The sequence below is a fragment of the Variovorax sp. TBS-050B genome, assembly GCF_029893635.1.
Taxonomy (GTDB): domain Bacteria; phylum Pseudomonadota; class Gammaproteobacteria; order Burkholderiales; family Burkholderiaceae_C; genus Variovorax.
Genome location: NZ_JARXYR010000002.1, coordinates 1155546 through 1172895, shown reverse-complemented (window position 1 = coordinate 1172895; position 17350 = coordinate 1155546). Strand labels below are relative to the sequence as shown.

Below are 17350 nucleotides of genomic sequence, written 5' to 3'. Positions count from 1 at the left end.
ACTCACCCCCGCAGGACGGATTTGCCGATGATCAGTTGCTGGACTTCCGTCGCGCCTTCGTAGATGCGCAGCGAGCGGATGTCGCGGTAGAGGCTTTCAATCTTCGTGCCAACCTTCACGCCCAGGCCGCCGTGCATCTGCAGCGCCATGTCGATCACGCGGCTCGCGTTCTCGGTGGCGCACATCTTGGCCATCGCCGCCGCGGCCGACACGTCGCCCACGGCCGGCGCGCCGCGGCGTTCGGCGTCGTCGCGCATCCAGGCGGCGCGGTAGGTGAGCAGCGCGGCGCCGTCGAGCAGCGCGGCCATCTCGCCGAGCTTGGCCTGCGTGAGCTGGAAATCGGCGAGCGTCTGGCCGAACATGCGCCGGCCCTTCGCATGCGCGACCGCTTCCGCGAGCGCGCGGCGGCCCATGCCGAGCGCGGCCCCGGCGACCGAGGCGCGGAAGATGTCGAGCGTGCGCATCGCGAGCTTGAAGCCGCCGTTCAGCTCGCCGAGCTGCGCGGTGCGCGGCACCATGCAGTCGTCGAAGCGCAGGGTGGCGAGCGGATGCGGGGCCATCACGTCGATGTGCTCGGAGGTGTCGAGCCCCGGCGTCTTCGCATCGACGAGGAAGGCGGTGATGCCGCGCGTGCCCGCCGTCGGCTCGGTCTTCGCGAACACGCAGTAGAAGTCGGCGATGCCGCCGTTGCTGATCCAGGTCTTCACGCCGTTCAGGCGCCAGCCCTCGGCGGTGGGCTCGGCGCGCATCGCCATCGCGGCCACGTCCGAACCTGCGTCGGGCTCGCTCAGCGCGAAGGCGGCGATCCTCTCGCCCTTGCCAACCGAAGTGAGGTACTGCGACTGCTGCTCGGCCGTGCCCGCGAGCGTGATCGCGCCGCTGCCCAGCCCCTGCATCGCGAAGGCGAAATCGGCCAGCGGCGAGTGGTAGGCCAGCGTCTCGCGCAGCAGCACCAGCGCGCGCGAATCCAGGCGCTCCAGCGCGCCGCCCGCACTGCCGGGCACGGCATAGCGCAGCCAGCCGCCGTCGCCGAGGCGGCGCACCCATTCGCGGCAGGCCGCGCGGTCGTCGCGCTCGTCGAGATCCTGCGCCGCGCACCAGGGCAGCAGGCCCTCCGCCAGATGGCGGTGCGCATCGTCGAAGAAGGGCAGCGCGAGGTGCGCGGTCGAAGGGGGGGCGGGGAGCGGGGTCATCATCGCTTCAGTCCCCACCGAACACGGGCTTCTGCCTGGCCGCGAAGGCCTCGTAGGCGCGGCGGAAGTCCTCGGTCTGCATGCAGATCGCCTGGGCCTGGGCTTCGGCCTCGATCGCCTGGTCGATGGTCATCGACCATTCCTGCGAGAGCATGGTCTTGGTCATGCCGTGCGCGAAGGTCGGGCCCTCGGCCAGGTCGCGCGCCACCTGGGTGGCGGCGCCGAGCAGCGCTTCGCTCTCGTGCAGCGCGTTGAAGAAGCCCCAGGCATGGCCTTCCTGCGCCGTCATCGCGCGGCCGGTGAACAGCAACTCCGAGGCGCGGCCCTGGCCGATCACGCGCGGCAGCAGCGCGCAGGCGCCCATGTCGGCGCCCGCGAGGCCCACGCGCGTGAAGAGGAAGGCGGTGCGCGTGGCAGGCGAGCCGTAGCGCAGGTCGCAGGCCAGCGCGATCATCGCGCCGGCGCCGGCGCACACGCCGTCGATCGCGCCCACGATCGGCTGCGGGCAGGCGCGGATCGCCTTCACCAGATCGCCCGTCATGCGCGTGAACTCCAGCAGCTCGGGCATGCGCATGCCGGTCAGCGGGCCGATGATCTCGTGCACGTCGCCGCCCGAGCAGAAGTTGCCGCCCGCACCCGTGACCACGATCGCCTTCACGTCGGTGGCGTAGGTCAGTGCGCGGAACAGGTCGCGCAGCTCGGCGTAGGAGTCGAAGGTCAGCGGGTTCTTGCGCTCGGGGCGGCTGAGCGTGACGGTGCCGACGCCGTTGTCGAAGGTCCAGGCGAAGTGCTTCGCGCTGTAGCCGGCCTTCGGTTCGAATTGCGCATGCATGGGGTTGCCCGCGCCGATGTAGTGCTTCATTCCGTCTCCGCGATCAGTTGGATGTGTGAGTGCTGCTTGACCTTGCCGAGCAGCTTGTGGAGCTGCGCGATCTCCTTGGCGCTGAGGCCCGCGAAGGCCTCGACGATCCAGTCCTCGTGCTGCTCGGCCATGTCGTTGAAGAGCTTGCGCCCGCGCGGCGTGAGCCGCACGCGCCAGGCGCGGCGGTCGCCCTCGACGTTGATGCGCTCGACCAGCCCTTCGGTCACGAGCTGGTCGGTGATGCCGGTCACGTTGCCGCCCGTCACCATCATGCGGCGCGAGAGCTCGTTCATCTTCAGGCCCTCGGGCGCACGCTCGAGCTGCGCCATCAGGTCGAAGCGTGGCAGCGTGGTCGCGAACTGCGCGCGCAGGCCGTTGCGCACCTGCTTCTCGATCAGCTGGGTGCAGGTCAGAAGGCGCAGCCAGAGGCGCAGGGCCTCGGGGTGTTCGCTGTGGGCGCGTGCTTCGAGGTCCATGTCAGTGGGTCTCTTCGGCGTTCTGCGCGGCTGCGGCGGCATTCGCGGCCGCGGCCATCTGCTGCTGCTTGGCGATCTCGCGGTACATCTGGTCGCGTCCGCTCAGGTACTGCTTCGGCCAGTCGACGTCGCGGCTCTGCAGCTTCGCGGCCTCGTGCAGCGTCCAGGCCGGGTCGGCGAGATGCGGCCGCGCAATTGCGCAGAGATCGGCGCGGCCGGCCGCGATGATGCTGTTGGCCTGGTCCGCGTCGGTGATGGCGCCGACCGCGATGGTCGCGATGCCGACCTCGTTGCGGATGCGGTCGGCAAAGGGCGTCTGGTACATGCGGCCGTACACGGGCTTCGCAGCGCGCGTGGTCTGGCCGGAGGACACGTCGATGAAATCGGCGCCGGCCTCCTTGAAGAGCCGCGCCACGATCACCGCGTCGGCATCGGTGTTGCCGCCGGGCGCCCAGTCGTGCGCCGAGATCCGCACGCTCATCGGCCGGTCCTCGGGCCAGGCGGCGCGCATCGCGCGGAACACCTCGAGCGGATAGCGGCAGCGGGCTTCGATGTCGCCGCCGTACTCATCGGTGCGCAGATTGGTGAGCGGGCTGATGAAGGACGACAGCAGGTAGCCGTGCGCGCAGTGCAGCTCGAGCCAGTCGAAGCCGCATTCGGCCGCGCGGCGCGTGGAGGCCACGAACAGCTCGCGCATCTCGTCCATCTGCGCGCGCGTCATCGCCGCCGGCAGCTGGTTCTGCTCGCCGTAGGCGACCGCGCTGGCCGACAGCAGCGCCCAGTTGCCGCTTTCGAGCGGCTCGTCGGTGCCCTCCCAGCCCACGCGGGTGGAGCCCTTGGCCCCGCTGTGGCCGAGCTGCATCGCGATCTTCGCGCTCGACTGCGTGTGCACGAAGTCGACGATGCGCTTGAACGCGGCCTGCTGCGCGTCGTTGTAAAGGCCGGTGCAGCCGGGCGTGATGCGGCCCTCGGGCGTCGGGCTGGTCATCTCGACGAACACCATCGCCGCGCCGCCGAGCGCGCGCGCACCCAGGTGCACGAGCAGGAAGTCCTGCGGCACGCCGTCGACCGCGCTGTAGGTGGCCATCGGCGAGACCAGGATGCGGTTCTTGAGCGTGAGGCCGCGCACCTTGTAGGGCATCAGCATCGGCAGCACCGGCCTGCCGCCCGCGAGCCACTGCTCGTAGCCGCCGAGCCATCGGGTGTCGCGCAGCCGCAGGTTCTCGTGGCTGATGCGCTGCGAGCGCGTGAGCAGCGAATAGGCGAACTGCTCGATCTGCATGCCGGTGTAGCGCGGCACGTTCTCGAACCATTCGGTCGAGTTGCGCGCCGCGTTCTGGATCTTGAGCACCTCGACGCTGCGGCGCGCCTCGTAGCCTTCGAGCACCTGGTCCACCGTGCCGCCCTGCGCGAACTCGTTGGCGAGGTCGATCGCGTCCTCGAGCGCGAGCTTGGTGCCCGAGCCGATCGAGAAATGCGCGGTGTGCGCCGCATCGCCCATCAGCACCACGGGCACGGAGCGGCCCTCCACGTCGATGCGGTGCGTCCAGCGCTCGCACACCACGCGCGGAAAGCGGATCCAGTTGGCCGAGCCGCGCAGGTGCGTGGCATTGCTGATCAGCGAATGGCCGCCGAGGTACTTGGCGAACAGCTTCTCGCAGAAGGCGATGGCTTCGGGCTGCTCCATGCGGTCGATGCCATGGGCCTTCCAGACCGCCTCGGGCGTCTCGACGATGAAGGTCGAGGTCTTGTCGTCGAACTGGTAGGCATGGGCCTGGAACCAGCCGTGCTCGGTCTGTTCGAAGGCGAAGGTGAAGGCGTCGAAGGTCTGGTGCGTGCCGAGCCAGACGAAGCGGCAGTTGCGCAGGTCGACGTCGGGCTTGAACACCTCGGCATAGCGCTGGCGGATGCGGCTGTTGAGGCCGTCGCTCGCGATGACGAGGTCGGCGTTGTACCTGGCCGCCATGGCCTGGTCGTCGGCCACGTCGGTCTCGAAGACCAGCTGCACGCCCAGTTCGAGGCAGCGCTCCTGCAGGATGTTCAGCAGCCGCTTGCGCCCGATGCCGCAGAAGCCGTGGCCGCCCGAGCGCACCTGCCCGCCCTTGAAGAACACCTGGATGTCGTCCCAGTGGTGGAACTCGTTGCCGATGAGCGCGGCCGTCGCCGCGTCGGCGGCCGCGAGGTTGGCGAGCGTCTGGTCGCTGAGCACCACGCCCCAGCCGAAGGTGTCGAACGGCCGGTTGCGCTCGACCACGGTGATCTCGAGTGCCGGGTTGCGCGCCTTCATCAGCAGCGCGAAATAGAGGCCGGCGGGGCCGCCGCCGATGCACAGGATGCGTTGGAGGTCCATGGCGGGTGCGGCGGCCGGGCGGCCGTTGGCGAGGCTGTTCATGGTTGAATAGTTTAGACATAAACAATCTGCTGTCAACGGGGTCCTCCCGCCGCGCGCCGCGCGGCCGCATGCAACGTCATGCAAAAAACCCAAAAAATCAATACCATGGCCGCACCATGCAAAGCTTGATACCCAAGATCGAGTCGCAGCTTGCGTCGCTGCCGGTGCCCATCGCACTTGAATTGCCTGATGGGCGAAGAGTCGCCAAGCCGGGGTCGCGCGTCACCCTGGCGTTCAGAGAGTGGTCGGCGCTGGGCCAGCTCGCCGCGCGCCAGGTGGGCGCCATCGGCGAGGCCTACGTGGAGGGCAAGGTCCAGATCGAAGGCGCGATGCGCGACATCATCGACGCCACCGTCGGCATGCTGCCCGGCAACCCCGCCGAGACCAACACCACCTGGTGGACCCGCCTGCTGCGGCTCGCCAAGTCCCGCGGCTCGCATTCGCTCCACAAGGATGCGGAGCAGATCCAGTTCCACTACGACGTTTCAGACGATTTCTACGCGCTCTGGCTCGATCCGCGCCGGGTCTATTCGTGCGCCTACTTCCGCACGCCCGAGCTCACGCTCGCACAGGCGCAGGAGGCCAAGCTCGACCACATCTGCCGCAAGCTGATGCTCCAGCCCGGCGAGCGCTTCCTCGACATCGGCTCGGGCTGGGGCGGGCTGCTGCTCTGGGCGGCCGAGCACTACGGCGTGGATGCCACCGGCATCACGCTGTCGAGGAACCAGCATGCGCACGTGCAGCGCCTGATCGAGGAGAAGGGCCTCTCGGGCCGCGTGCGCGTGGAGCTGCGCGACTACCGCGAACTCTCCGCCGACCGGCCCTTCGACAAGATCTCGTCGGTCGGCATGTTCGAGCACGTGGGCGCGGCCTACATGCCCACCTACTTCCGCCAGATCCATGCGCTGCTGAAGCCCGGTGGCCTGGTGCTGAACCACGGCATCACCTCGGGGCAGCTCGACTACCGCCAGCTCGGCGCGGGCATGGGCGACTTTATCGAGAAGTACATCTTCCCCGGCGGCGAGCTGCTGCACGTGACGCACGTGCTGCGCGAGACGGCGGCCGCGGGCCTCGAGATGGTCGACACCGAGAGCCTGCGCCCGCACTATGCGCGCACGCTCTGGGCATGGTCGGATGCGCTCGAGGCGCAGCTCGACACCGCGCGCGAAGTGCTGCAGCGCGCCGGCGGACGGCAGGCCGAGAACGCGGAACGCATCCTGCGGGCCTACCGCCTCTATCTGGCGGGCTCGGCCATGAGCTTCGAGCAGGGCTGGATCTCGCTGCACCAGATGCTCTCGACCAAGCCCGACGGCAAGGTCGACCACGGCGTTCTGCGCGGCGCGCAATCGGTGTACCCTTTTGCCCGTGACTACATCTACAAGTAATCCAGGAAGGACCACCATGCTCTACCGATTCCAGTCCCGCGCCACCCCCGACTTCGTGATGTTGGAGGTGCATGCGCGCCAGCTGCTCGAGATCGTCGGCAAACCGGTTCAGCCGCAGGGCATCATCACCGTCGAGCAGATTCCCGCGGCGATCGCGGCGCTGGAGTCCGCGCTCCAGCGCGAGGCCGGCAATGCGCACAACCACGACGACCACGTCGTCGAGGGCCATGACGACGATTCCGAAAAACAGCATGTGGGGCTGCACCAGCGTGCGGCCCCGCTGCTTCACATGCTGAAGGATTCGCTGGCCGAAAAGAAGGACGTCACCTGGACGACCTGAGGCTGAAACGGACTTGACCGAACGCAGAAATCGCGAAGTGCCGCGAAAGTCGCAGAAGAAGACCTGAGCGGATCTTCCGTGGTCTTCCTTCGCGACTTCTGCGAAACCTTCGCGCCCTCTGCGTTCTGAACCCGAATCCGCGCCCTCAATCCACCTTCGCGCCGGATTCCTTCACCACCTTCGCCCACTTCACATGCTCGCTGGCGATCAGCTTCGCGAAGTCGGCCGGTGAGTTGCCGCTCGGGATCGCGCCCTGGGCGAGCATCTTTTCCTTGATGGCCGGGGTGGCGAGCGACTTGGCCACTTCCTGCTGGATGCGGTTGACGATCTCGGGCGAGGTGCCGGCCGGCGCGAGCAGGCCGAACCACGAGCTGGCCTCGTAGCCCTTGAGCGACGGGCCGCCGGCTTCTTCCACGGTCGGCACGTCGGGCAGCGCGGGCGAGCGCTGCGCGCTGGTCACGGCCAGGGGCGTGAGCTTGCCGCCCTTGATCTGCGCCATCGACGAAGGCAGGTTGTCGAACATCACGTCGGCGTTGCCGCCCACCATGTCGAGCAGCGCAGGGCCCGATCCCTTGTACGGGATGTGCGTCATGAAGGTGCCGGTCATGCTCTTGAAGAGCTCGCCCGCGAGGTGGATCGAGGTGCCGCTGCCGCTCGACGCCATGTTGAGCTTGCCGGGATTGGCCTTGGCGTACTTGATGAAGTCCTGCACGTTGCGGATGTTCAGTTCCTTCGCCTTCTGGGCGTTCATCTCCATCACGTTGGGCACCGCGGCCACGAGCGTGATCGGCACGAAGTCCTTGATCGGGTCGAAGGGCAGCTTCGGGTAGAGCGCGCGGTTGATGCCGTGCGTGCCGACGGTGCCCATCAGCAGCGTGTAGCCGTCGTTCGGCGCATGCGAGACGATCTCGGCGCCCACGTTGCCGCCCGCGCCGGCGCGGTTGTCGACGATGAACTGCTGGCCGAAGGCCTTCGAGAGTTCGGGCGCCACGGCGCGCGCGAGGATGTCGGTGGTGCCGCCGGCCGCGAAGGGCACGACGATGCGCACGGGTTTGGTGGGCCAGGTGCCCTGGGCCCAGGAGGGCATGGCGACGAGGGCGGCGGCGGAGGCTGCGAGCGCAGCGCGGCGGGTCAGTTTGAGCTTGGAAGTCATGGCTGCGTTTGTACAGGCTAAAGATGTCGGCCGCCGCCGGTAAAACCCGGCCGCGGCCGGTGATTCTTCAGGCCACCTGCATGCGCCGCGCGAAGCCTTCGCTGCGAAAGCGTTCCAGCACGAAGTCGATGAACACGCGCGTCTTCGCCGGCAGCAGCTTCTTGCTCGGGTAGTAGAGCCAGACCACGCCGGCGTCGTAGTGCCATTCGGGCAGGAGCCGCACCAGCGCGCCGCTGCCGAGGCCGCGCTCGACGAAGGGCATCGGCAGCATCGCCACGCCCAGTCCCATCAGCGCGGCATGCGCGATCGCTTCCGGGTCGTTGAAGATCGCGCGCGGCCGCGGCTGGTCCACCGTGACCTCGCGGCCGTCGGCATGCTGCAGCGCCCAGCCGCGCACCCGGCCGGTCGGCGAGGAGCGGCGCATCAGCGCGTCGAACTGCGCCAGTTCCGCCGGATGCCGAGGCAGCGTGCGGCCCGCGAGGTAGCGCGGCGCCGCCACCGCGACCACGTGGATGCGGGCCAGCTCGCGCGCTACCACGCCGGGCGACAGCGCGATGCCGCCGCCGATCGCGGCGTCGAAGCCCTCGCCCACCAGGTCGACCTGCTGGTTGTCGAAATGCCAGTCGGGCAGCACCGCCGGATAGCGCGCGAGGAAGTCGCCCATCATCGGCAGCACATGCTCGCGGCCGAAGGCCTGGCCCATGCTGACCTTGAGCGTGCCCGCGGGCTGGCCGTCCTCGCTGGAAAGGCCGGCCATCGCGTCCTGCAGCGTCGCGAGCGGTCCGCCGATCTGCGCGAGAAAGCGCTCGCCGCCCTCGGTCAGCGTGAGACTGCGGGTGCTGCGCTGGAACAGCCGCACGCCCAGCCGCGCTTCGAGCCGCGCCACGTTCTTGCTGACCGCGGCCGGCGTGAGCCCGAGCCGCCGCGCGGCGGCCGAGAAACTGCCGCTTTCCGCGCTCTGGACGAAGGATTCGAGGTGGTTGAGGGGAGGTGCCATCGCGCCATTTTCAACCAACGGTTGAATTTGATTGGCTGGATTGATGGCTAGCCAAGCGGTAATCGAATGTCCACACTGAGGCCCGTCATCCACAACCTTTCCAGGAAATCACCATGGCTTCCACTTCCTCCTCTTCTGCTTCCTCTTCCGCGGCGCTCGCGGGCAAGACTGCCTTCGTGACCGGCGGTTCGCGCGGCATCGGCGCCGCCATCGTGCGCCGGCTGGTGCAGGAAGGCGCCGCCGTCGCCTTCAGCTATGCCAGCTCCGCCGCGCCGGCCGATGAACTGGTGCGCAGCATCGAGGCCGAGGGCGGCCGCGCGCTGGCGCTCCGGATCGACAGCGCCGACGCCGCCGCCCTCACCGCCGGCATCGACGAGGCCGCGCGCCGGTTCGGCCGCATCGACGTGCTGGTCAACAACGCCGGCATCTTCCTGCCCGGCACCCTCGACGACTTCTCGCTCGAGGACTTCGACCGCACCTGGCACATCAATGTGCGCGCCATCTTCGTCGCGGCCAAGGCGGCGGCGCGCCACATGGGCGAGGGCGGACGCATCATCAACATCGGCAGCACCAACGCCGAGCGCATGCCCTGGCCCGGCGGCAGCGCCTACGCGATGAGCAAGTCGGCGCTCAAGGGGCTGGTGCAGGGCCTGGCGCGCGATCTCGGCCCGCGCGGCATCACGGTCAACAACGTGCAGCCCGGCCCCGTGAACACCGACATGAACCCGGTCGACGGCCCCAACGCGCCCGCGATGCACGGCCTGATGGCGCTCGCGCGCCATGCGCGGCCCGAGGAGATCGCCGCCATGGTGGCCTACCTCGCCGGCCCCGAAGCGGGCTTCGTGACCGGCGCGAGCCTCAACATCGACGGCGGCTTCGCGGCCTGAACGGCCGGGCCTAGTCGAGCAGCTTCCTCGCCGCCGCCGCGACGGCCTCCGCGCCCACGCGCGACTGCGCCTCGAGCACCGGCGCATAGCCGACCGGGATGCGCGGCGCGCCGAGCCTCGCGACGCGGCAGCCCGTGGCCTCGGCCGCGCTCGCGGCGATCTCGGCGCCGAAGCCCGCCACCTGCACCGCCTCGTGCACCACCAGCAGGCGCCGGGTGCGCGCGCAGGAGGCGAGCACCGTCTCGCGGTCCCAGGGCCAGAGCGTGCGCAGGTCGATCAGGTCCACCGCGATGCCCTCGGCCGCGAGCGCGTCGCAGGCCGCGGTGCAGGCCTGCAGCTGGCGGCTCCAGCTCACCAGCGTGAGCGCATCGCCTTCGCGCACGCGGCGTGCGCGGCCGAGCGGCACCTCCAGGCTGTCGTCGACCTCGCCGCGCAGGCCCCAGAGCGTCTTGTGCTCGATGTAGACCACCGGGTCGCCGCACTGCAGCGCCGCGCGCAGCAGGCCGTGGTTGTCCTGCGGCGTCGCGGGGCAGACCACCACCAGCCCCGGCATGTGCGCGAACCAGGCCTCGAGCGACTGCGAATGCTGCGCCGCCGAGGCGTCCCAGATGCCGCCCGGCATGCGCGCCACCAGCGGCACGCGGCCCTGGCCGCCGAACATGAAGCGGTTCTTGGCGGCCTGGTTCACCAGTTCGTCCATGCCGCAGAGCGCGAAGTCGACCACGCGCATCTCGACCACCGGCCGCAGGCCCGCGAGCGCCATGCCCACGCCCGCGCCCATGATCGCGGCCTCGCTGATCGGCGTGTCGATCACGCGGCTTTCGCCGAAGCGCTGCTGCAGCCCCTTGTACTGGCCGAAGATGCCGCCGCGGCCCACGTCTTCGCCGAGCACCACCACCCGGGGGTCGGCCTGCATCTCCTGCGCCAGCGCGCGCACGGCCGCTTCGGCATAGCTCAGTTCCTCCGGCGTCGTCGTCGTGGTCAGTGCCATTGGCCGGCTCCGGTGGTCTGCACGTCGGTGAAGGCGGCGCCGGCCTCGGGCCAGGGCGCCGCGTCGGCCATCGCGAGCGCGGTCGCGACCTCGTCGCGCGCCGCGTTCTCGATGGCATCGAGCGCGGACCCGGCCATGCCGTGCGCAAGCAGGTGGGCGCGGGCGCGCGCGATCGGATCGGTCTCGAGCGCGGCCGCGAGCTCCGCCGCGTCGCGGTAGGCCGCGACGTCGACCGAGACATGCCCCTTCACGCGGTAGGTCAGCGCATGCAGCAGGCGCGGCCCGCCGCCGCCGCGCACGGCCGCCACCAGCGCTGCGGCCGCCGCGTGCACCGCGAACACGTCGTTGCCGTCGACCTGCGTGGCGGCGATGTCCATCGCCTGGGCGCGCACCGAGGCGCCGTCGCCCGCCGTCATCGGGCCGCTCGCCGTGGTGGCGCTCCAGCGGTTGTCCTCGCAGACGAAGAGCACCGGCAATTGGTACACGCGCGCCCAGTTCAGCGCTTCGAGGAAGGGGCCGCGGTTGATCGCGCCGTCGCCGAAGAAGCACACCGTGATGCCGTCGCCCTTGCCGAGCAGCTTCTGCGCATGCGCCGCGCCCACCGCGATCGGCAGACCCGCCGCCACCACGCCGTTGGCGCCCAGCATGCCGACCGAGAAGTCCGCGATGTGCATCGAGCCGCCCTTGCCGCCGTTGAAGCCGGTGGCCTTGCCGAACAGCTCGCACATCATGCGGCCCAGGTCCGCGCCCTTGGCCAGCGTGTGGCCGTGGCCGCGGTGCGTGGAGGTGAGGTAGTCGCTCGTGCGCAGGTGGGCGCAGACGCCCGCGGGCACCGCCTCCTGGCCGGTCGAGAGATGCAGCGGCCCGCGCACCCGCGCGCTGCCGGCGGCCTCTTGGCCATAGGCGCTCACGCCGCCCTGGCTCGCCGCCTCGGCGGCATTCTCGAAGGCGCGGATCCGCACCATCGTGCGGTACAGCGCCGCCCCGTCGGGGCTCGAACTGCTGGTGTCCATCTTGTCTCCTGCGCTCGTGGGATCGGCGCTTGCGACAAAAATCCTAACAGCGGGCGGCCCTGTCTTCCGGCCGCGGCCTCAACCGGCTCCGCCGGCCTGTCCGTCCTGCGGGTGGTGGACCATCGAGCGGATCTCGCGCCGCTGGAACTGCGCGAGCCGCTCAGCGTAGCGCGGCGCGATGCGGTCGAAGTTGGCCCAGGTGGCTTCGGTCGGCGCCTCGCCCTCCTTTCTCCAGGCGTTGTGCTCGCCGAAGATCGCCTTCGCGTCGAACAGCGCCGAGGCTTCCTCGGGCTCCATCAACCGCCCCGTGTAGGCATGGCAGAAGGGCGCGTGCGCGGGCCGCACGTCGTGTTCCCAGAACAGGCCGCCGAGGCTTTCGACCAGGAAGTCCTGCGGGCCGAGCCGCCGCTCGCGCAGCGCCTCCATTTGCGCGGCGCCGAGGCGGTCCTCGCGCAGCAGGCCGTTGAGCGCGCACCAGCTCGCGAAGAAGGCGTCTTCGGCGTGGTTGCCGGATTCCTCGCCGGGGTAGATCGTGGCGTAGTCCTCTTCCTCGGCCACGCCCAGCAGCAGGTGCTTCGGCCGGCCGGCGTCGTTGAGCGACACCGTGGCGCGCAGGCCCGCGCGCGGTGGCGGCAGCACGTAGCGCACGATCTCGAGCGCGCCGTCGACGCGGCGTTCGAAGCGCGCGCCGAGCGCCGCATCGTCCATCTGCCAGTCGAAGCCCTCGGGCAGCGCGCCTGCGCAACGGGGGTAGACGAAGGCGTGCGACACCCGCGTGACCCAGGTGCGGCCTTCCTTGCGCGGCGGGAAGAAGTCGCGGTGCGTGAAGCGCGCCTTGGCGCCGACCGCGAGGCCGAGCTTGCTGTTCTCGAGGCTGCTGTCGCTGGTCGGCGTGGCGCTCTTGAACGGCTTCTTGCCGAGCGCTTCGGCGAGACGGACGGCGGCGGGGTCGTCGATGCGCTTTCCGAGCGCATCCACGACCAGAGAGACGAGGTCTTGGTCGGGCATGGTGTGAGAGAGGAGCGCACCGCAATCCGGGGGCCTGGCGATTCTAGGGAGCTCGCATGGCGCGCCCGGGAATTCCCCGATGCCCAGGACGCGCGCACGATGGGATAGTTAATTCGCCCGTCGAACTAACTTATTTCTTACATCCGGGCGCCAGCCCAAGGAGACATTCGATGCCCCTCAAGCACACCCTGGCCGCGATGGCCTTCGGCCTCACGGCGGCGAGCGCGCTCGCGCAGACCGTCGTCGGCGTGAGCTGGTCCAACTTCCAGGAAGAGCGCTGGAAGACCGACGAGGCCGCGATCAAGGCCCAGCTCGAGAAGCTCGGCGCGAAGTACATCAGCGCTGACGCGGGCGGCTCGCCCGAGAAGCAGCTCGGCGACATCGAGGGCCTGATGTCGAAGGGCGCGAAGGCGCTGATCGTGCTCGCGATGGACAAGGACGCGATCCTGCCCGCGGTCACCAAGGCCACGCGGCAGAAGGTGCCGGTGGTGGCCTACGACCGGCTGATCGAGGCGCCGGGCGTCTTCTACATCACCTTCGACAACGTCGAGGTCGGCCGCATGGAGGCGCGCGAGGTCTTCAAGGTCAAGCCTAAGGGCAACTACGTGATCATCAAGGGCTCGCCGAGCGACCCGAACGCCGACTTCCTGCGCGCAGGCCAGCAGGAGGTGCTCGATGCGGCGGTGAAGAAGGGCGACATCAAGATCGTCGGCGACGAATACACCGAAGGCTGGAAGCCCGAGGTCGCGCAGAAGAACATGGAGCAGATCCTCACCAAGGTGGGCAACAAGGTCGATGCGGTGGTGGCCGCCAACGACGGCACCGCGGGCGGCGCGGTCGCGGCGCTCACGGCCAAGGGGCTGCGCGGCATCCCGGTCTCGGGCCAGGACGCCGACTTCGCGGCGCTCAACCGCATCGCGCTCGGCACCCAGACCGCGACCATCTTCAAGGACTCGCGCGAGCTCGGCCGCGAGGCCGCGAGCGCCGCCATCGCGCTCTCGCAGGGCAAGCCGGTCGAGAAGGCCGCACCGTGGAATTCGGGGCCGAAGAAGGTCTCGCTGCAGTCGCGCCTGCTCACGCCGGTGCCGATCACGCGCGACAACCTCGACGTGGTGGTGAAGGCCGGCTGGATCAAGAAGGACGAGCTCTGCAAGGGCGTGCCCGCCGCGAGCGCGCCCGCCGCCTGCAAGTAGCCGCACCGCGCGGCAGGCATCCCCTGCGCCGCCGCCTGCCGGCCCGCACCAGCGGCCGGCGGTGCCGCGCACCCCGTGTTCTTTCGAGGAAGTTCCGAGCATGAGCAATCCAACACCCGGCTGGTGGCGCCGCGCGGGCATCGACCTGCGCCTTCTGCTGATGAGCGTGCTGCTGGTCGCGATGGGCGTGGTCTTCAACGTCATGTCGGGCGGCGTGTTCCTGTCGCCCGAGAACCTCTACAACGTTGCGCAGCAGACGGCGGTGGTGGGCATCGTGTCGACGGTGATGGTGCTGGTCATCGTGGCGCGCCACATCGACCTGTCGGTGGGCTCGGTGATGGGCTTCGTCGGCGTGCTGATCGCCTACCTGCAGTACACCTCGGGCTGGTCGTGGCCCACCGCCTGCCTCGCGGGCCTGGCGGTCGCGCTGCTGGTGTCGGTCTACCAGGGCTGGCTCACCGCGATGCTCGGCGTGCCGTCGTTCGTGGTCACGCTCGGCGGGCTGATGTCGTTCCGCGGCGCGGCCTTCCTGGTGGCCGACGGCAAGACGCAGCCGGTGAACGACGAGTTCTTCCAGCGCCTGGGCGGCGGCTACGACGGCGGCATCGGCACCACCGCGACCTGGGCGCTTGCGGCCTTCGTGGCGCTGGTGCTGTTCGTGCGCATGCTGCAGAAGCGCCGCGCGCGTGCGCACCACGGCATGCCCAACGAGCCGCTCTGGGCCGAGCTGCTGCTGACGGCGGTGCCCGCGGCCGTGGTGTTCGTCTTCGCCGCGGTGATGAACAGCTACCAGATCGCCTCCAAGGACGCGCCGCAGGGCCTGCCGATTCCGGTGCTGATCTGGGCCGTGGTGGCGATCGCGCTGTCGTTCATCGTGCACCGCACGCGCTTCGGCCGCTACGTGTTCGCGATGGGCGGCAACCCCGATGCGGCGGCGCTGGTGGGCATTCCGGTCAAGCGGGTCACGCTGATGCTGTTCGCCCTGCTCGCGGTGCTGGTCACGGTGGCGGCGATCGTATCGATCGCGCGGCTCAACGCCGGCACCAATTCGCTCGGCACCGGCATGGAGCTCTACGTGATCGCCGCGGCGGTGATCGGCGGCACCGCGCTCGCGGGCGGCACGGGCTCGATCTTCGGCTCGGTGCTGGGCGCACTGATCATGCAGTCGCTCGACAGCGGCATGCTGCTGCTCGACGTGCCGATCGGCAAGCGCATGGTCATCATCGGCCAGGTGCTGATCGTGGCGGTGGTCTTCGACGTGCTCTACCGCCGCAAGTTCGGGGAGAGCTGAGATGGGACCGGGATCGGACGGCCGAACGCAGAAGTCGCAAAGGTTTCGCAGAAGTCGCAGAAAGGAAGACCCAAATTTTTGAATTTCTCTTCTGCGACTTCTGCGCAACTTTTGTATTTCTTCTGCGTTCGGCTGTCCGATCCCACTTCCCTCTGCAACCGACATGACCACAGACACACTCCAACCCCTCGTCGAATTGCGCGAGATCCGCAAGGCCTTCGGCGGCGTGAAGGCCGTGGACGGCGTGAGCGTGAACCTGCATCCGGGCGAAGTGGTGGCGCTGCTCGGCCACAACGGCGCGGGCAAGTCCACGCTCATGAAGATGCTCGCGGGCGCCTACCCGGTCGATTCGGGCGAGACGCTGATCGCGGGCGACCCGGTGCACATCCGCACGCCGTCGGAGGCGCAGGCGCTCGGCATCGAGACCATCTACCAGACGCTCGCGCTGGCCGACAACCTCGATGCGGTGTCGAACCTGTTCCTCGGCCGCGAGAAGATGACGCGCTGGAACACGCTCGACGACCACTTCATGGAGGTCGAGGCGCGCAAGGTGTTCCAGCGCCTGAACAGGAACTTCACCAACATCCGCATCCCCGTGCGGCGCCTCTCGGGCGGGCAGCGGCAGGTGGTGGCGATCTCGCGGGCGCTGTACTTCAACGCGCGCATCCTGATCATGGACGAGCCCTGCGCCGCGCTCGGGCCCGAGGAGACCGCGATGGTCGGCGGCCTGGTGAAGCAGCTCAAGGCCGACGGCGTCGGCATCTTCCTGATCACGCACGACATGCCCGACGTGTTCGCGCTCAGCGACCGCGTCGCGGTCATGAAGAACGGCCGGCTGGTCGGCACCTACCGCACCGCGGACGTCACCGAGGACGAGGTGCTCGGCATGATCATCGCCGGCAAGCGGCCCGAGGGAAAGGAACAGGCCCACCGTTGACCACCGGCGACCAGCAGCTGCTCAAGCGCATGAACCGCAGCGTGCTGCTGCGGCTGCTGCGCGCGCAGCCCGGGCTGTCGCGCGCGCGGCTCGCGAGCGCGAGCGGCCTCACCAAGTCAACCGTCAGCCTGCTGGTGCGCGAGCTGATCGACGAAGACTGGCTCAGCGAAGCCGGCGCCACGGTGGCCGACGGGCTCGGCCGGCCTTCGACGCCGCTACGGATCAACGTCGGCGTGCGTGCGCTGATGGGCGTGGAGATCGCTGTGGAGACGGTGCGGCTCGCCTGCGTGTCGCTGCAGGGCGAGGTGCTCCATGCCGAGACGCATGCGCTGGACGACCGTGCGCCGGCCGGCGTGTGCGCGCAGGTGGCGCGCATGGCCGCGGCGGCGCAGCGGCAGCTGCGGCGCGCCGGCCTGCAGTTGTCGAGCATCGGCGTGGGCGTGCCCGGCGCAGTGGACGACTGCACCGGCGTGGTCCGCTTCGCGCCCAACCTCGGCTGGCGCAACGTGAGCCTGCTGCCCGCGCTCGAGAAGGCCTTCGCGGCCGCTCGGCTGCCGCGCGTGACCGTGCAGCTGCAGAACGATGCCGATGCCGCCGCGCTCGGCGAGTACGAGTTCTGCGGCGGCGGCGACGGCGGCGAGCCGCTGATCTTCGTGAGCTGCGACGTCGGCGTGGGCGCGGGCGTGGTGCTCAACGACCGGCTGTTCACGGGCGCGCAGGGCATGGCCGGCGAGATCGGCCACACCATCCTGCAGCCCGACGGCCCCGTCTGCTCGTGCGGCCGGCGCGGCTGCGCGGAAGCCTTCTTCGGCTCGCACGCGCTCGCGCGCGAAGCGCCGGGCGCGGCGCAGGCGGCGGCCTTCCTCGGCGTGCTGCTGCAGAACCTCTGGGTCACCTTCGATCCGCGCGCGATCGTGCTCGGCGGCAAGTCGTGCATCGGCGACGAGCGCCTCGCCCGGGTGGCGTTCGCCCATGTGAAGCGCCATGCCGAAGCGGCCGGCATGCCCGCGCCCGAGTTGCGCATCGCGCGCTACGGCGAGCTCGCGCCGGCCGTGGGCGCCGCGGCACTCGCCCTGCACGAGTACCTGCGGCCGCTGCAGCCCGATGCGCGCACGCGGCGTGCGCGCGCCGAGCGCATCGCCGCACCGGCCTGAGCGGAGCGTGCGCGGCATGCACGGCGTGCGCACGAATACGTAGGGCCTAAAGACGCGCGCCGCACGGCCCGATGCATG

General features: G+C 69.8%; 16 protein-coding genes. 7 read left to right on the top strand and 9 right to left on the bottom strand.

The window, feature by feature from the left end:
- Positions 1-2: 2 nt before the first annotated feature.
- From M2165_RS08575 to M2165_RS08560, 4 genes are read right to left on the bottom strand one after another with little or no spacing between them, the layout of a single operon-like run.
- Entirely contained in the window at positions 3-1196 is a 1194-nt protein-coding gene (locus M2165_RS08575) for an acyl-CoA dehydrogenase family protein (protein ID WP_280814237.1), read from the bottom strand.
- A 4-nt stretch (positions 1197-1200) separates the two neighbouring features.
- A complete protein-coding gene (locus M2165_RS08570) occupies positions 1201-2055 on the bottom strand; it encodes an enoyl-CoA hydratase family protein (RefSeq protein ID WP_280814236.1) in 855 nt (284 codons plus the stop codon).
- Positions 2052-2531 (bottom strand): MarR family transcriptional regulator, encoded by a 480-nt coding sequence (locus tag M2165_RS08565; protein ID WP_280814235.1) that lies wholly within the window; start codon positions 2529-2531, stop codon positions 2052-2054. The genes M2165_RS08570 and M2165_RS08565 overlap by 4 nt, the downstream gene beginning before the upstream one ends.
- Position 2532: 1 nt before the next feature.
- Positions 2533-4923 (bottom strand): bifunctional salicylyl-CoA 5-hydroxylase/oxidoreductase, encoded by a 2391-nt coding sequence (locus tag M2165_RS08560; protein WP_280814234.1) that lies wholly within the window; start codon positions 4921-4923, stop codon positions 2533-2535.
- A gap of 116 nt (positions 4924-5039) precedes the next feature.
- Here M2165_RS08560 and M2165_RS08555 point away from each other — a divergent pair, with 116 nt between their 5' ends.
- Positions 5040-6308, top strand: coding sequence for a cyclopropane-fatty-acyl-phospholipid synthase family protein (locus tag M2165_RS08555; RefSeq protein ID WP_280814233.1), 1269 nt, complete (start codon positions 5040-5042; stop codon positions 6306-6308).
- Positions 6309-6324: 16 nt separating this feature from the next.
- Positions 6325-6648 (top strand): DUF1840 domain-containing protein, encoded by a 324-nt coding sequence (locus M2165_RS08550; protein WP_280814232.1) that lies wholly within the window; start codon positions 6325-6327, stop codon positions 6646-6648.
- Between the two features lie 145 nt (positions 6649-6793).
- On the opposite strand, the gene M2165_RS08545 is transcribed toward M2165_RS08550, so the two are convergent.
- Both M2165_RS08545 and M2165_RS08540 read right to left on the bottom strand, forming a co-directional pair.
- Positions 6794-7801, bottom strand: coding sequence for a tripartite tricarboxylate transporter substrate binding protein (locus tag M2165_RS08545; RefSeq protein WP_280814231.1), 1008 nt, complete (start codon positions 7799-7801; stop codon positions 6794-6796).
- 67 nt (positions 7802-7868) lie between these two features.
- A complete protein-coding gene (locus tag M2165_RS08540) occupies positions 7869-8798 on the bottom strand; it encodes a LysR family transcriptional regulator (RefSeq protein WP_280814230.1) in 930 nt (309 codons plus the stop codon).
- A 113-nt stretch (positions 8799-8911) separates the two neighbouring features.
- Between M2165_RS08540 and M2165_RS08535 the strand changes: the two genes are divergently transcribed.
- A complete protein-coding gene (locus M2165_RS08535; RefSeq protein ID WP_280814229.1) occupies positions 8912-9685 on the top strand; it encodes an SDR family oxidoreductase in 774 nt (257 codons plus the stop codon).
- A 10-nt stretch (positions 9686-9695) separates the two neighbouring features.
- Here the strand turns inward: M2165_RS08535 and M2165_RS08530 are convergent, their stop codons facing one another.
- The 3 genes from M2165_RS08530 to M2165_RS08520 form a co-directional block, all read right to left on the bottom strand.
- Positions 9696-10676, bottom strand: a complete 981-nt coding sequence (locus tag M2165_RS08530; protein ID WP_280814228.1) for a transketolase C-terminal domain-containing protein — start codon at positions 10674-10676, stop codon at positions 9696-9698.
- Entirely contained in the window at positions 10667-11689 is a 1023-nt protein-coding gene (locus M2165_RS08525) for a thiamine pyrophosphate-dependent dehydrogenase E1 component subunit alpha (protein ID WP_280814227.1), read from the bottom strand. Before M2165_RS08525 ends, M2165_RS08530 begins: the two co-directional genes overlap by 10 nt.
- A 78-nt stretch (positions 11690-11767) precedes the next feature.
- Entirely contained in the window at positions 11768-12697 is a 930-nt protein-coding gene (locus tag M2165_RS08520) for a hypothetical protein (protein WP_280814226.1), read from the bottom strand.
- A 170-nt stretch (positions 12698-12867) separates the two neighbouring features.
- Here M2165_RS08520 and xylF point away from each other — a divergent pair, with 170 nt between their 5' ends.
- The 4 genes from xylF to M2165_RS08500 all read left to right on the top strand — a co-directional run bounded on the left by xylF (position 12868) and on the right by M2165_RS08500 (position 17272).
- Entirely contained in the window at positions 12868-13890 is a 1023-nt protein-coding gene (gene xylF, locus M2165_RS08515; RefSeq protein ID WP_280814225.1) for a D-xylose ABC transporter substrate-binding protein, read from the top strand.
- A 100-nt stretch (positions 13891-13990) separates the two neighbouring features.
- Complete coding sequence (locus M2165_RS08510) at positions 13991-15181, top strand: ABC transporter permease (protein ID WP_280814224.1); 1191 nt, start codon at positions 13991-13993, stop codon at positions 15179-15181.
- A 163-nt stretch (positions 15182-15344) separates the two neighbouring features.
- Positions 15345-16118 (top strand): ATP-binding cassette domain-containing protein, encoded by a 774-nt coding sequence (locus M2165_RS08505; RefSeq protein ID WP_280814223.1) that lies wholly within the window; start codon positions 15345-15347, stop codon positions 16116-16118.
- Positions 16115-17272, top strand: a complete 1158-nt coding sequence (locus M2165_RS08500; protein ID WP_280814222.1) for an ROK family transcriptional regulator — start codon at positions 16115-16117, stop codon at positions 17270-17272. The genes M2165_RS08505 and M2165_RS08500 overlap by 4 nt, the downstream gene beginning before the upstream one ends.
- Positions 17273-17350 lie beyond the last annotated feature (78 nt).